Here is a 14,080-nt window from a genome sequence, read left to right on the forward strand (position 1 = left end):
CATGATGGATTTAGCCCGCAAAACAAGGGGGAAAGACTTCACATCAAATACTTCGGATGCCTTATCACACTCCAACCTGCGTTGCGCCTCCAGAGCAATGCCACCCATCCATCGATCACGGCCCGGAGAACCCTCGCCTCGCCGGATGGGCGACGGCACCTGGTTTCGTCTTTCGCGCGGACTCGAATTCATCGCCCTCTTCTCGCCTCGATCGACGCATTTTCACCACGCTCTCACTTACAAACAAAAAACTTTCATTACGTTTTACTTTCATATATAACGACAAGGCATGTCGCGAACACGCCTGTCTCGCACATGTCCTCAGCCCACCGTTGCTAGCCGGTGGGCTTTTTTTTGGCGTATTCGCTTAATCTCAGTCCACCTACAAATTCCTTTCATCAGTCCATTCGACTCGGTGAAAACCCCCTGACGCTTTCACTTGACTTACTTGATATATCACATATCGTATGGAATCTATCAGCGATGCATTTTGAAGCATCGGTGATCGGAAGAGCCGCTTAGGCCCCGTACGTACATACCTGGCAGGCAAGTTCGCAACTATCGTGCACGCGACCGGAGCAGGCGCCGACGCGCCGTGCTGGTCGACAAAGGAGACAGCGATGAAGACAGAGCATCAGGAAGGGCCGTCGTCGTGGTACGCATCACCGTGGGTGCAGCTCGTATTCGGCGTGGTCTGCATGGCGATGATCGCCAACATGCAGTACGGCTGGACCCTGTTCGTCAACCCGATCGACGAGAAGTATCACTGGGGCCGCGCGGCCATTCAGGTTGCGTTCACCATCTTCGTCGTGACGGAGACGTGGCTCGTGCCGATCGAAGGCTATCTCGTCGACAAGTACGGGCCTAAGCCCGTCGTGGTGGGCGGTGGCCTGCTGTGCGCGGTCGCGTGGGTGATCAACTCGATGGCATCGTCGTTGCCGCTGCTGTACATCGCCGCCGCCATCGGCGGGATCGGCGCGGGTGCCGTGTACGGCACGTGCGTCGGCAATGCGCTGAAGTGGTTTCCGACGCGTCGCGGTCTCGCCGCCGGCATCACGGCGGCCGGCTTCGGCGCGGGTTCGGCCGCCACTGTCGTGCCGATCGCCAACATGATCAAGCACAGCGGCTATGAAGCGACGTTCCTGTGGTTCGGCCTCGGCCAGGGCATCGTCGTGTTCCTGCTGGGCCTGTTCCTGCTCGCGCCGCCCGCCACGCTGCTCGCGAACGCGAAGAGCGCTGCGAAGCGCCTCGTGCACAACGCGACGCCGCGTGAAGTGATCTCCGCGCCGGTGTTCTGGGTGATGTATCTGATGTTCGTGATGATGGCGGCGGGCGGCCTGATGGCGACGGCGCAGCTCGGGCCGATCGCAAAGGACTTCGGCCTGCACGACTCGCCCGTTTCGCTGCTCGGCCTGACGCTGCCCGCGCTGACGTTCGCACTGACCATCGACCGCGTGCTCAACGGCCTGACGCGTCCGTTCTTCGGCTGGATCTCGGATCGCATCGGCCGCGAAAACACGATGTTCATGGCGTTCGCGATCGAGGCGGTCGGCATTCTCGCGCTGTCGAAGTTCGGTCAGAGCCCGGTGGCGTTCGTCGTGCTGACGGGTATCGTGTTCTTCGCGTGGGGCGAAATCTACAGCCTGTTCCCGGCGACCTGCGGCGACACGTTCGGTCCGAAGTTCGCGGCGACCAATGCGGGTCTGCTCTACACGGCGAAGGGCACGGCGGCGTTGCTCGTGCCGTTCACGAGCATCGTGACGGCGGCGACGGGCAGCTGGCACGCGGTGTTCATGCTGGCCTCGGGCATGGCGGCCATCGCTGCGCTGCTGGCGCTCTTCGTGCTCAAGCCGATGCGCCGCGCCTACGCGCTCCAGCATTCGGAGCCGTCGCTGGAAGTGCCGTACGGCTCGTCGACGCGCATCAGCGACTCGGCGCGCATCTCGGCCGAAGGAGGCTGATTCCGCAGTAGCACAAGGCCTTGACGTAGTGAGGGTGCCCGTCCGCCAATGCGCGACGGGCATCCGTCATCTGCGGACACGCGCAAAACACGCGCCGCGCGACGCCAAACCTGGCGCACTCTGTAGCAGCGCGCGTGACACACTGCGCTCATCCGGCCGCGATTCTCCCGCACGCCATCCGTGCAGGTGGCGTATGCAGGCCATCGCATCGCTCTGGCACGAACCGTGCGCGCCCTGCTCTCGCCGATACGCGCGCCGCCAGCAAAAAGCCTCGTTAGCCGTCGAATCACCCGGCGCCCGTGTCGACCTTCCGACACTGCCGACCGAGCGAGGCGAATCCGATGGACCGCGAAGAGCTACACGAAGACTGGCGCACGCTCGCGCTCGATATCGAGCATCAGGTTGAGAACGCCGTCATCGGGCAGCCCGACACCATCCGGCTCATCAACGTCGCGCTGTTCGCGCGCGGCCACGTGTTGCTCGAAGGCGGCGTGGGCGTCGGCAAGACGACCATCCTGCGCGCATTCGCGCGGGCGATCGGCGGCGATTTCGAGCGCGTCGAAGGCACGATCGACCTGATGCCGGGCGATCTCGTCTATCACACGTACGTGGATGCCGAGGGCCGGCCGCGCATCGAACCGGGTCCGCTGATCAAGCATGGCGAACGGCTCGCGACCTTCTTCTTCAACGAGATCAACCGCGCGCGTCCGCAGGTGCAATCGCTGCTGTTGCGCGCGATGGCCGAGCGCTCGGTGTTCGCGTTCGATCGCGAGTACCGCTTTCCGCACATGACCGTATTCGCCGACCGCAACAAGGTCGAGAAGGAAGAAACCTTCGAACTGGCGGCGGCGGCACGCGACCGATTCATGTTCGAACTGAATATGTCGACGCCCGACGATGCGCCCGCGCGGCGCGCACTCGTCTTCGATCCCGACTTCCACGACACGGACGCGCTGCTCGCGCGCGTAACACCCGACGTGCTGCCGTGGCAACGCCTGAACGCGATCGCCGCGAGCATCCAGCGCACGATCCACGCGAGCGAGGCGATCGAACGCTACGCGCTCGACATCTGGCGCGCGACCGAAAACCCGCTGCAATTCGGCATCGCCCTCGATGACGTCGACATGCAGCGCCTGATCCTCGCAGGCGCGAGTCCGCGCGGCATGAGCGCACTGCTGCGGGCGGCGCGCGTGGTCGCGTGGCTCGACGGACGCACGTATCTGACGCCCGAGGACATTCACCGCGTGCTGCTGCCGACGCTCGGCCATCGCGTGTACTTCACGCCTATCTACGAGTTGCGCCGCCAGCAACTCGCCGATGCGCTGATGGCACAGCTCGTTTCGCGGATCGCCGCGCCGTGAATACGTTAGCGGAGTTTCAGTACCGGCTGCCCGTGCGCGTGTCGGGCGCACGTCCCGGTGGGCATCGCGGCTCGAGTGTCGGCATCGGCCAGGAGTTCGCCGCGCACACGCGGCTCTTCGATCATCCCGATCCGCGCCGGATCGATGTGCGCGCAAGCGTTCGCACGGTGCAGCGCGAATGGCTCGTGCGCGTGCACCGGCAGCGCGTGGCCGTGCCCGTGCATGCCGTCGTCGACGTGTCGGCCTCGATGCGCTTCGGCGCGGGCAGCACGAAGCTGGAGGTGGCCGCGGCGTTCGTCGATGCGCTCGGACACAGCGCATTTCGTATCGGCGATCCCGTCGGCATGCTCGCATTCGACGGCGAGGCGCGCGAAGACCTGTTCGTGCCCGCACGGCACGCGCGCGGCATGGGCTCGCTGATGGCGGAGCTGTTGCGCGACTGTGCGCCGGATCAGACTCGCTCTTCTTCACGCTCTTCTTCACGCCCGTCTTCACGCGCGCCTTCACCCGATCGCGGCTTGCGCGACGTTGCCACGCGTCTTGCCGGCCGCGCGTGCCTCGTCTTTCTGGTGTCCGACTTTCATTGGCCGCTCGCCGCATTGCCTGCCTTGCTCGATACGCTGACGCATGCGTGGGTCGTACCCGTCGTGCTGTGGGACCGCGCCGAAGTCGAGCCGCCGTCGCACAACGGCTGGATGTCGCTGGTCGATGTCGAGTCGGGCGAAATGCGCTCGATGTGGATGCGCGATTCCGTTCGCGCGCGCTGGCACAGCGCCGTGGCCGAGCGTCGCGCGCAACTCGCCACGCTGTTCGCGCGTCACGGCATCCGTCCGTTCTTCAATCAGGGCGCGTTCGATGCCGAAGCGCTCAGCCGCTACTTTCTCGAGATGACGGCATGACGCGCTTCGGCACATACCCAACGCGGCCTTCACACCGACGCCTGCCATCCGCATTGGTGCTCGCGTTGCTGGCCATCAGCTCGCACGTCAAGGCAGAACCGGCGACCGTGCAGCAACCGCGCGCGTTCGGTCACGTGCTCGGCGACATCGTGACGCAACAGGTGTTGCTCGATTCGGGCGCACGCGCCGACGAACTGTCGGTGATGCCGTCGACGGGCCGCGTCGACGCATGGCTCGAACGCCGACCGCCGTCGTTCAGAACCGATGCCGACGGCCGCCGATGGCTCGTGCTCGACTATCAGGTGATGAACTCGCCGCGCGGGCCGACCATCACGACGACGCCACCGCTGCAACTGCGCCTCGCGTCCGGCAAGACGCTCGAAGTCGCGCCAGGTCCGCTGTCGATCGGTCCGCTCGCACCATTGGCTATCGCCGATGCGCAGCGTCTCGCGGGACTTCAACCGGACCGCCTGCTCGCACCCGAATCGACGGCACACGATCAACGCGCGTTAATCGTATGGAGTGTATTGACGGCAGTGTCGATCGTCGCGTGGCTCGGCTGGTGGCTCTGGCGAAACGCGCGCGACGCGCGGCAGCTTCCGTTCGCGAAGGCATGGGCGCGCTTCGGCCGCGAGAACGACACCGCACTCGATGCGAACCCCGAAGCATGGCGCGGTCTGCATCGCGCGCTCGATGAAGCGGCAGGACGCGTCGTGCTGTCCGGTTCGGTGCCGGACCTTGCGCAGAAAGCGCCGCATCTGCGCGAGCTTCAACCGCAACTGGAGCAATTCTTCCGGCGTTCGTCCGACCGCTTCTTCAGCGACGTGCCCGTGGCGACGCCGTTTTCGCTGCGCGATCTGTATCGCGCGCTGTATCGCGCGGAAAAGCGCCATCACCGATGAGCACGCCGCCCGACTTTCTCTATCCGTGGGCGCTCGTGCTGCTGCCGCTCGCGGCACTGCCGCTGCTGCGCCGAAGCATCGATACGCTGCCTTATTCATGGGTCGCGTGGCTGCCACACGATCGCGCGGGCCGTGTCGTCGCGATCATCTGGCGCGCGGCCGCGGTGATCGCGCTCGCAGCCGTGATCGTCGGGCTCGCGGGACCGGGATTTTCCGGCGAGCAAACGCGAATCACGGGTACAGGTGCCGAGATTCTGATTCTGATGGACGGCAGCGGCAGCATGAATCAGGCGATCAGCAGCGGTTCGATGAACGTCGCCGACGCGCCCACGGCAGGCGAAACGAAGAACCAGATGGCGCGCGATGCCATCACCGCGTTCGTCGCACAACGCGCGAACGACCGCCTCGCGTTCATGCTGTTCGGCACGCACCCGATGCTGGCCGTGCCCTTCACGCGCGACCGCACCGTGATCGATGCCGCGATCGCCGCAACGGGCGTGGGACGCGGCACGCCCGACACGCTGCTCGACCGCGGCATCCAGTCCGCCGTCGAACTGTTCGACGGCCGTCCGCGCACCAGCAGCCGCGCGATCGTGCTGGTATCGGACGGCGGCGCGCGGCTCGACGACGTGGCGCGCGAGCACATCCGCGCCGGGCTCTCGCGTAACGGCGTCGCGCTGTACTTCATCTATCTGCGCAGCGGCATCTACAGTCCCGACCTGCACGTGCGCCTCGCCGACGCCGATCATTCGCCCGAAGCCGAACTGCATCGCTTCTTCCTCTCGCTGCCGACGGCCTATCGTTTGTATCAGGCCGACAGCCCGCAACAAGTGGCACGCGCGATGAGCGATATCGCGCGCACGGAAAACGCGCCCGTGTCGTTCGTCGAGCGATTGCCGCGGCAGGACCGCAGCGCATGGTGTTACGCGACGGCCCTGTTCTGCTGCGCGCTGCTGGTCGGCGTGTGGTTCATGCAAAGACGGAGCCTGCGATGAAGCGGCTGCCCATCCATCTGATGTTCGGCGCGGCGACGCTGTGTTGCGCCTTCGTCGCCGGATACTACGCGGTGCGCGTTCAACGCGTTGCCGAATCGAATCGCGAAGTGGCCGCGATCGGCACGCAGCCACGCGAACAGTGGAGCAAGTCGACCAGCGACAGCAACGACCCGGCCGTGCGCCTAGCGCAAGCCGTCGCGCTCGCGCGCGCGGGCCAGCATGCCGAAGCCGGCAAGCTGTACTACGAGCTGTCGCGTGTTGCACCGTCGAGCGAAGCAGGCCGCCTCGCGCTCTACGACCTCGCCAACATGTATCTGCGCGAAGCCGCCGGTGACGATGCGCAAGGCCCCGTGCGCTCGCCGCCGATGCTCGAAACCGCAAAGGCGCGCTATCGCGAAGTGCTGCGCATCGACCCAGGCAACTGGGACGCGCGCTATAACCTCGAACGCGCGCTGCGGCTCGCGCCCGAAGCGCAGGACACCGCCGACGACACGAAGGACGTCAAGGAACAGCACAACATCAACGTGCGCGGCGCGGCACCGGAGGAATTGCCGTGAAAGCCGCCATGAAGCGCGACGCGCGGCCGTGGCGGCGCTATTTGCGCGGACGCTGGTGGCAGCTCCCGCTCGCCGCGCTGCTGCTTGCCGCGGCCGTGCTGATGCCGCCCGTCGAATTCAGAAGGCCCGTATTCCGCTACGTCGTTACGTTCGACATCACGCAGAGCATGGATGTCGAGGACGTTTCGCTCGGCGGCAAACCCGTGAGCCGGATCGACTTCGCGAAGGCCGCGATCAGCGACGCGTTGCAGCACCTGCCGTGCGGCTCGGAAATCGGCTGGAGCGTGTTCACGAACCAGCGCTCGCTGCTGCTCGTCGCGCCCGTCGAGCTATGCAGCAACTACGACGCGCTGCTTTCGTCGCTGGATCAGATCGGCGGGAACATGCGCTGGATAAACAGCAGCGTGATCGCGCAAGGGGGCATCTATTCGGCGATCCGCGCCGCGACGGAACTCGCCCACAACACCGACGTCGTGTTCATCACCGACGGCCAGGAAGCGCCGCCCGTCGCGCCGAACGAAACGACGGTGCGCGACATACCGCAGGGACTCGTGCATGGCTGGCTGATCGGCGTCGGCGGCGATCAGCCGGCGCCGATTCCGAAGACCAATGCCGATGGCGTGCGCACCGGCTACTGGCAGGCGGACGAAGTGAGGCAGGTGCGTCCCGAGCCCGGCGCACCCGCCGTCGCCGAAAGCCATGAAGAACTGTCGCAACTCAGGGAGACGTATCTGGAGGCCGTGGCGGGGCATCTCGGCTTCGGCTACAGACGGCTCGTCGCGCCGACTACGCTGCGCGCGCCGCTGACCGACGCACGCTACGCACATCCGACACCTGTTGCGACGGATATCCGCTGGGTACCCGCGCTGCTCGCGCTCGTTCTATTGGTGTGGCGCTTTCTTCCGGCGCGACGAACCGCGACTGCGGATAAGGCCGTCGGCCCGCGCTCCATTCCGGTACGCGCTTATTGAGCGCTCGATGTTCGATGCAGGCATGCGGACTGCTGTCCTTGTCATCATTTTGCAAGGACAAGCGCTCATGTACCCGATCCTGATTTCATCCCTCTCGCGCCGCGCCCTTTCATCGGCGGGCGCATTCTGCGCGGCGCTGTCGCTGTCCGCTCTCGCCGATGCGCAGATCACCGCGCCAAACGGCTCGCCGCCGCAGGAAAGCCGCACTGCGCCGATGGGCACGAACCCTCAAACGCCCGCACCGCACACAGTCGAATCGAACACGCCACAAGCGCATGAAGCCAAACCGGAGCAGCGCCGCAACACGAAGTCGAAGGCGGCGCGCCAACCCGAGGGCGCCGGAGGCTTCGACAACGGCCTGTACGGCACGGGCGCGGGCAACAACAAATAGCGTCCTTCCAGTCGCGAAGGGGCAGGTCGTGTCAAGCGCTTTTCGGGGATAATCGGGACCGGCAAGTCGCCCAACCCCAGCAGCTGTGCAGCTCATGAGCAAAACACAAAACCAGCAGCGCCAGATCGACGCGATGCTGCAGCAGGCCATCGCGATGCAGCAGAACGGCGCGCATTCAGAAGCCGAAGAGCTTTACCGCGAGATCCTCGCGTTGCGGCCCAAACACTTCGACGCAATCCAGTTGCTGGGCGCGCTGTCGCTGCAGGCGGGGCGCGTCGACGAGGGCATCGAACTGTTGAAGAAGGCGATCGCGATCAACGGCATGCAGGCGCCGCTTCACTCGAACCTCGCCTACGCGTACAACGCCCAGCGCCGTTTCAACGAAGGGTTGGCAAGCGCGAACCGTGCATTGGCGTTGCAGGCCAGGTTCGCCGATGCACTGAATAACCGCGGCAATGCGCTCGCGGGACTCGACCGTCCGGCTGAAGCACTCGCGAGTTTTGAAATGGCGATCGCGTTGCAGCCCGCGCTCGCGCAGGCCTGGAACAATTGCGCATGTGTGCTGCGGGACCTCGATCGTCCGGACGATGCCCTGGCTCGTTGCGATCAGGCCATCGCGTTGCAGGCCGGTTACGCCGAAGCATGGAGCAATCGCGCGAACGCATTGAGCGATCTGAACCGTCCGCTGGATGCACAGGCCAGCTATCGTCGCGCGCTCGAACTGGCGCCTTCGTTCGTCGACGCATGGAGCAATCTCGGCCTCACGCAGATCGACCTCAAACAGCACGAAGCAGCGCTGCAATCGTACGAACACGCACTCGCGTTGAACCCGGACCACGCGGAAGCGCACTGGAACCGCGCGCTCTGCCTGTTGCAGATGGGCCGGCTCGACGAAGGCTGGCAGGAATACGAATGGCGCTGGCAGCGTCACCGGATGCAAGGTGCCCAGCGCCATTTCGCACAAGCGCCATGGCTCGGCCAGTTTCCGCTCGAAGGCAAGACCATCCTGCTGCACGCAGAACAAGGGCTCGGCGATACCTTGCAGTTCTGCCGCTATGTCCCGCTCGTCGCGGCGATGGGCGCGAAGGTGATCCTCGAAGTCCCGCAGGAATTGATGCGCTTGCTGCGAACGCTCGATGGCGTCACCGAACTCATCGAACAGGGACAACCGTTGCCCGCCTTCGATTGCCATGCTCCGTTGCTCAGTCTGCCGCTTGCGTTCGGAACGGGCGTAGACAGCATCCCTGCCGGTACACCCTATCTCTATCCTGATGAGCCGGACACGAAACGTTGGAGCGAGCGCCTGGCGAGCAATGCGCCGCACACACTGAAGGTTGGGCTCGTGTGGGCGGGCGGCAATCGTCCGCATGTCGCCGAGTTGAGAAAGACCGATGCGCGGCGCTCGATTGCACTCGACATGTTGACGCCGATCCTCGACATACCGCACGTGCGGTTCTACAGCTTGCAGAAGGGGCAATCTGCGCAGCAGCTGACCGGCAACCCCGAACTCGCCGGACGGATCGTCGATTACACGGACGAGTTCGAAGACTTCGCCGACACGGCGGCGTTCGTGAACAATCTCGATCTGGTGATCAGCGTCGACACGGCCGTCGCTCACCTCGCCGGCGCGACGGGCACGCCCGTGTGGATCATGAACCGCTTCGATACCTGCTGGCGCTGGCTGCTCGATCGCACGGACAGCCCCTGGTATCCGGGCGCGCGCCTGTTCAGGCAGCCGGCCCTGGGCGACTGGAACAGCGTGATTGCGGCGGTGCGCGAAGCGTTGGCGGCGCAGACATCCGCGGCCGGATAGGGCGTCTCGGAGCAAAAAAGCCGGCGTTGACCGGCACCTCAGACAAACCCTAACCCCCAACAGCCGCACCGCCCGCAAGCCAACACAAGCCCTACATCCCTTTCAGCGAGACTACCAATATCCCAAATCGGCACGCACGCGTTGCCGGTTTCGGCGCTGGCCCGATTTTTCGTCGATCTAAAGTCGCCTCACACATTCCATATCTCAACTGGAGGCGACATGAGAATAAGGCGACGAACCGCGTCCATCGCGGCGACGCTGTCATTTGCCGCGGCCTGCATCGGCAGCGCGCACGCAATCGAAAAGCCCGAAGAGCTGACCGTGCAGAAGCTGCCCGCGTGGCATCCGCACGAAGTGTTCGTCGTCGACATTTCGATGCCGTCGATGACGGATGCGCGCATCTATCTGTACGACGCCGACGCGAAGAAACTGCTTGGCCAGATCGACGCGGGCTTCGCACCCGGCTTCGTGATTTCGCCGGACCACAAGACGAGCTACGTGTCGACCACGTACTTCGCACGCGGCTCGCACGGTACGCGCACCGACGTCGTCGAACTGACCGACAACGCGACGCTCGATCACACGGGCGAAATCGTCATTCCGCCGAAGCACGGCCAGCACGTGCCCTCGCCGTACAACACGACGTTCAGCGCGGACGGCAAGCGCCTTTATGTGACCAACATCACGCCCGCCGCATCGGTGACCGTGATCGACGTCGCGTCGAAGAAGGTGCTCTCCGAAGTCGACATGGCCGCCTGCGTGCTCGCGTATCCGTCGGGTAACGACCGCTTCACGGGACTATGCGAAAGCGGCAAGGCGCTCACCGTCACGCTCGATGCGAACGGCAAGGAAACGAAGCGCGTGATGTCCGATGCGTTCATCGACGTCGACAAGGATCCCGCTTACATCAACGCGTCGCCGTATCAGGGCGGCTATCTGTTCACGACTTTCCACGGCATGGTGCGCAGCGCCGATTTTCGCGGCGACAAGCCCGTGTTCGGCAAGCCGTGGTCGCTGCTGACGGACGCCGAGCGCGCCGAAGGCTGGCGTCCGGGCGGCATGCAGCAGACGGCTGTGCACGCCAGGCTGCATCGCTATTACGTCGCGATGCACAAGGGCGAGGAAGGCTCGCACAAGGATCCGGGCACGGAAATCTGGGTGTATGACCTGCAGACGAAAAAACGCATCGCGCGCTGGGACCTCTCGCAACAGAAGATCGACGCTGTCGCATCGATCCAGGTCAGCGAAGACGACAAGCCACTGCTCTACGGTCTGACGGGCACGTCCGATCTCGTCGTGATGGATGCGCGCACGGGCAAGCTGCAGAACGTCGAAAAGCAGGTCGGCAATACGTCGTCGCTGCTCGTCAATCCGTGAGGCCGACATGATGCTCGATCCTGTACTCGCGACGGGCGCACAAGCCAGCACGGCCATCGTCGTGCTGCTCGGCGCCGTCGCCAAATGGCGGCGCCCTGCCGCGTTCCGTCAGGCGCTCGGCGATTACCGCCTGCTGCCCGATGCGTTGACGGCGCCCGCCGCCTTCGCCATCGCGGCAGCGGAAACGGTCGGCGCCGCCGCGCTGCTGTTCCCCGATACCCGCATCGTCGGCGCAATCGTGCTGACGGCACTGCTGCTCGCATTCGCCGCGGGCCTCGCGTTCAACATCCTGCGCGGCCACACGGATATCGACTGCGGCTGCTCGGGTTTCGCGGCGACGCAAGCGACGACGCAGCAGAACGCACCGCGCGGCATCGGCTGGTTCCATGTCGCGCGCGCATTGCTGCTCGCGGCGCTCGCCGCCACCGCATTCATCGAGCCGGCGACGCGATCGATCGTGTGGTTCGACTACCTGACGCTCTTCTTCGCCGTGCTGCTGATCGTCTGCGCACTGCTCACTTTCGATGTGCTGCTGGCCAACGTGCCGCGCCTCTCTCACTTGAGGAATTCATGATGCAAACCGCTCTCACCGTTTCGACCGCGCTCCTGTGGATCGCCGTTCTCGCGCTCGGCGCGATCTGTCTCGCTCTCGTTCGCCAGGTCGGCATCCTGTACGAACGCATCATGCCCGCCGGTGCATTGATGATCGACAAGGGCCCCGCTGTCGGCGCGATCGCGCCGACCTTCGAACTGTCGGACATTCGCGGCCAGCAAGTGAAGGTCGGCGGTATCGACGCACAAGGCAAAGCGACGCTGCTGTTCTTCCTGTCGCCGACCTGCCCCGTCTGCAAGAAGCTGCTGCCGCTGCTTCCTTCGCTGCAAGCCAGCGAGTCGACGCCCGTCAACATCGTGCTCGCGAGCGACGGCGATGTCGCCGAGCATCAGCGCTTCGCGCAGAAACAGAATCTCGACCGTTTCCCGTATGTGCTGTCGCAGGAACTGGGCATGGCGTATCAGATCGGCAAGTTGCCGTATGCCGTGCTGCTCGATGAAAGCGGCAAGGTCCGCTCGAAGGGTCTCGTCAACACGCGCGAGCATCTGGAAAGCCTGTTCGAAGCGAAGGAACGCGGCGTCGCATCGCTGCAGGAGTTCGTGCACGGCGATCATCGCCATGAGCAGCACGAACAGCACGCCTGATGCATCGAACCCGATTACAAACCTGAGCGGAGAACAATCACATGGGCGTTTTTGATTCATGGTTCGAGAAGTCGGCACGCGGCGTCGCGCAGCGCAGTTCGCGGCGCAGCGCGATGGCGAAGCTCGGCAAGGTGCTGGTCGGCTCGGCGATGCTGCCGCTGCTGCCCGTCGATCGCACCGCCTATGCAGCCGATGCGGCTTCGGCTGCATCGGGCGCATCCGGCGCGGCCGCATCGGGCGCGAGCGACGATCCGATGAGCTGCGACTACTGGAAGTACTGCGCGATCGACGGATGGCTTTGCAGCTGCTGCGGCGGCACGTCCAGCAGTTGCCCGCCGGGCACCACACCCTCGCCGATCACGTGGATCGGCACCTGCCGCAATCCGCACGACGGCTCCGACTACATCGTCTCGTACAACGACTGCTGCGGCAAAACCTCGTGCGGCAAGTGCTTCTGCAACCGCAACGAACGCGAGAAGCCGCTTTACAAGCTGTCGCTCGACAACGACATCAACTGGTGTATGGCGAACGGCAATTCGAACTATCACTGTTCGGTGTCGGTCCTGCTTGGAGCAGCAAAGCAATGAAAGTGAAATACGCTGGAAAACTCGCGGCCTTCTGCATCGCGGCGGCTGCATCGTTCGCGGTGACGAACGCCGCGCACGCGCAAAACGTGCACTACCCCGCGGGCAAGGGCATGTTCGACGCGCAATGCGCGGTGTGCCACCAGGCCGGCGGCAAAGGTCAGGACGGACTCGCGCCGCCGCTCACCGAATACCCCGGCAAGTATTCGACGACGGCGCAAGGCCGCGCGCAACTGACGTCGACCGTCGTGCACGGCATGTTCGGCGAGATCAAGGTGAACGACAAGAGCTACAACTTCAAGATGCCGAGCTTCGCAAGCGCAAGCGATGAAGACCTGGCTCAGGTGTTGAACTATGTCGTGTTCGATCTCAACGCGAAGCATGGCGACGCGAAGCCGTTCACGGCCGCCGACATCAAGGCCGCACGCGCGCAGGAGATGGACAGCGCCGCCGTGCACACGCAGCGCGCCGCCGTCGTGAAGGGACTCGGCCTATGAACGCCGCCCGCGTGTCTCGTGCCGGCCAGCGCGTACCCACGCAACAGCCCGCGCGCGGCGCGCGGGCTGTGTCGCTGTGGATCGACGCGGCGCGCCGCGTGTCGATGCTGCTGCTCGCGTGCGCCGCGACGTCGGTAACGCCCTCACCCGCCAATGCGCAAAGCCCTGGCGATACATCGCTCGCGCAACAGCATTGGGTGCTCAACTGCATGGGCTGCCATACCGCGACGGGCGGCGGCATTTCCGGCAAGGTGCCGCCGCTCGCGAATTCGCTCGGCTACTTCGAGCATCTGCCCGCGGGACGCGAATACGTGATGCGCGTGCCGGGCGCATCGAACTCGGCGCTCTCCGACCAGGAACTCGCCGACGTGCTGAACTGGCTGCTCACGACGAAGAACCGCGATGCGCTGCCGAAGGATTTCAAGCCTTATACAGCCGCCGAACTCAGCGCGCACCGCCGCCCCGCTTACTCCGATGTCGCGACCGTGCGCGCCGGACTGATCCGCGATCTGCACGAGCGCGGCATCAAGGGCGTCGCGGACCGCTACTGAACATCTCATTCAAAGGAAACGAAC

The 14,080-nt window shown here is 64.8% G+C and carries 15 protein-coding genes; all 15 read left to right on the forward strand.

The genetic code is table 11. The features are described 5' to 3' along the window. Positions 1-620: 620 nt before the first annotated feature. The 15 genes from oxlT (at position 621) to G3N95_RS27890 (ending at position 14,056) form a co-directional block, all read left to right on the forward strand. Positions 621-1,961 (forward strand): oxalate/formate MFS antiporter, encoded by a 1,341-nt coding sequence (gene oxlT / locus G3N95_RS27820; protein WP_205973305.1) that lies wholly within the window; start codon positions 621-623, stop codon positions 1,959-1,961. A 341-nt stretch (positions 1,962-2,302) separates the two neighbouring features. Next, the gene (locus G3N95_RS27825) at positions 2,303-3,322 is read left to right on the forward strand and encodes a MoxR family ATPase (protein WP_205973306.1); all 1,020 of its coding nucleotides are present in this window, start codon (positions 2,303-2,305) and stop codon (positions 3,320-3,322) included. Continuing rightward, positions 3,319-4,221: a DUF58 domain-containing protein gene (locus G3N95_RS27830; protein WP_205973307.1), complete on the forward strand. Its 903-nt coding sequence runs from the start codon at positions 3,319-3,321 to the stop codon at positions 4,219-4,221. Before G3N95_RS27825 ends, G3N95_RS27830 begins: the two co-directional genes overlap by 4 nt. Next, on the forward strand, positions 4,218-5,123 hold the full coding sequence (locus tag G3N95_RS27835; protein WP_205973308.1) for a hypothetical protein: 906 nt from the start codon (positions 4,218-4,220) through the stop codon (positions 5,121-5,123). Before G3N95_RS27830 ends, G3N95_RS27835 begins: the two co-directional genes overlap by 4 nt. Beyond that, positions 5,120-6,118, forward strand: coding sequence for a vWA domain-containing protein (locus G3N95_RS27840; RefSeq protein WP_205973309.1), 999 nt, complete (start codon positions 5,120-5,122; stop codon positions 6,116-6,118). Before G3N95_RS27835 ends, G3N95_RS27840 begins: the two co-directional genes overlap by 4 nt. Next, positions 6,115-6,675, forward strand: coding sequence for an MxaK protein (locus G3N95_RS27845; RefSeq protein WP_205973310.1), 561 nt, complete (start codon positions 6,115-6,117; stop codon positions 6,673-6,675). The genes G3N95_RS27840 and G3N95_RS27845 overlap by 4 nt, the downstream gene beginning before the upstream one ends. 8 nt (positions 6,676-6,683) lie before the next feature. Then, positions 6,684-7,646: a vWA domain-containing protein gene (locus G3N95_RS27850; protein WP_205973358.1), complete on the forward strand. Its 963-nt coding sequence runs from the start codon at positions 6,684-6,686 to the stop codon at positions 7,644-7,646. A 67-nt stretch (positions 7,647-7,713) separates the two neighbouring features. Beyond that, positions 7,714-8,037 (forward strand): hypothetical protein, encoded by a 324-nt coding sequence (locus tag G3N95_RS27855; protein ID WP_205973311.1) that lies wholly within the window; start codon positions 7,714-7,716, stop codon positions 8,035-8,037. Between the two features lie 94 nt (positions 8,038-8,131). Then, the gene (locus tag G3N95_RS27860; RefSeq protein ID WP_205973312.1) at positions 8,132-9,850 is read left to right on the forward strand and encodes a tetratricopeptide repeat protein; all 1,719 of its coding nucleotides are present in this window, start codon (positions 8,132-8,134) and stop codon (positions 9,848-9,850) included. A gap of 219 nt (positions 9,851-10,069) precedes the next feature. Continuing rightward, positions 10,070-11,227, forward strand: a complete 1,158-nt coding sequence (locus tag G3N95_RS27865) for an amine dehydrogenase large subunit (RefSeq protein WP_205973313.1) — start codon at positions 10,070-10,072, stop codon at positions 11,225-11,227. A gap of 7 nt (positions 11,228-11,234) precedes the next feature. Continuing rightward, positions 11,235-11,801: a MauE/DoxX family redox-associated membrane protein gene (locus G3N95_RS27870; RefSeq protein ID WP_205973314.1), complete on the forward strand. Its 567-nt coding sequence runs from the start codon at positions 11,235-11,237 to the stop codon at positions 11,799-11,801. Next, the gene (mauD, locus tag G3N95_RS27875) at positions 11,798-12,424 is read left to right on the forward strand and encodes a methylamine dehydrogenase accessory protein MauD (protein ID WP_201651100.1); all 627 of its coding nucleotides are present in this window, start codon (positions 11,798-11,800) and stop codon (positions 12,422-12,424) included. Before G3N95_RS27870 ends, mauD begins: the two co-directional genes overlap by 4 nt. A gap of 41 nt (positions 12,425-12,465) precedes the next feature. Further along, the gene (locus G3N95_RS27880; protein ID WP_028369511.1) at positions 12,466-13,011 is read left to right on the forward strand and encodes a methylamine dehydrogenase light chain; all 546 of its coding nucleotides are present in this window, start codon (positions 12,466-12,468) and stop codon (positions 13,009-13,011) included. Next, positions 13,008-13,505 carry a cytochrome c gene (locus G3N95_RS27885; RefSeq protein ID WP_205973315.1) on the forward strand — a complete coding sequence of 166 codons (498 nt, stop codon included), beginning with the start codon at positions 13,008-13,010 and terminating at the stop codon, positions 13,503-13,505. The genes G3N95_RS27880 and G3N95_RS27885 overlap by 4 nt, the downstream gene beginning before the upstream one ends. Further along, on the forward strand, positions 13,502-14,056 hold the full coding sequence (locus tag G3N95_RS27890) for a cytochrome c (protein ID WP_205973316.1): 555 nt from the start codon (positions 13,502-13,504) through the stop codon (positions 14,054-14,056). The genes G3N95_RS27885 and G3N95_RS27890 overlap by 4 nt, the downstream gene beginning before the upstream one ends. Positions 14,057-14,080 lie beyond the last annotated feature (24 nt).

The organism is Paraburkholderia sp. Tr-20389 (assembly GCF_017104565.1).
Classification (GTDB): domain Bacteria; phylum Pseudomonadota; class Gammaproteobacteria; order Burkholderiales; family Burkholderiaceae; genus Paraburkholderia.

Coding starts and splice junctions, on each gene's coding strand:
- G3N95_RS27855 (WP_205973311.1), top strand. CDS start 7,714: ATGTACCCGATCCTGATTTCATCCCTCTCGCGCCGCGCCCTTTCATCG.
- G3N95_RS27880 (WP_028369511.1), top strand. CDS start 12,466: ATGGGCGTTTTTGATTCATGGTTCGAGAAGTCGGCACGCGGCGTCGCG.
- G3N95_RS27865 (WP_205973313.1), top strand. CDS start 10,070: ATGAGAATAAGGCGACGAACCGCGTCCATCGCGGCGACGCTGTCATTT.
- G3N95_RS27840 (WP_205973309.1), top strand. CDS start 5,120: ATGAGCACGCCGCCCGACTTTCTCTATCCGTGGGCGCTCGTGCTGCTG.
- G3N95_RS27850 (WP_205973358.1), top strand. CDS start 6,684: ATGAAGCGCGACGCGCGGCCGTGGCGGCGCTATTTGCGCGGACGCTGG.
- G3N95_RS27860 (WP_205973312.1), top strand. CDS start 8,132: ATGAGCAAAACACAAAACCAGCAGCGCCAGATCGACGCGATGCTGCAG.
- oxlT (WP_205973305.1), top strand. CDS start 621: ATGAAGACAGAGCATCAGGAAGGGCCGTCGTCGTGGTACGCATCACCG.
- G3N95_RS27835 (WP_205973308.1), top strand. CDS start 4,218: ATGACGCGCTTCGGCACATACCCAACGCGGCCTTCACACCGACGCCTG.
- G3N95_RS27870 (WP_205973314.1), top strand. CDS start 11,235: ATGATGCTCGATCCTGTACTCGCGACGGGCGCACAAGCCAGCACGGCC.
- G3N95_RS27845 (WP_205973310.1), top strand. CDS start 6,115: ATGAAGCGGCTGCCCATCCATCTGATGTTCGGCGCGGCGACGCTGTGT.
- G3N95_RS27825 (WP_205973306.1), top strand. CDS start 2,303: ATGGACCGCGAAGAGCTACACGAAGACTGGCGCACGCTCGCGCTCGAT.
- G3N95_RS27885 (WP_205973315.1), top strand. CDS start 13,008: ATGAAAGTGAAATACGCTGGAAAACTCGCGGCCTTCTGCATCGCGGCG.
- mauD (WP_201651100.1), top strand. CDS start 11,798: ATGATGCAAACCGCTCTCACCGTTTCGACCGCGCTCCTGTGGATCGCC.
- G3N95_RS27890 (WP_205973316.1), top strand. CDS start 13,502: ATGAACGCCGCCCGCGTGTCTCGTGCCGGCCAGCGCGTACCCACGCAA.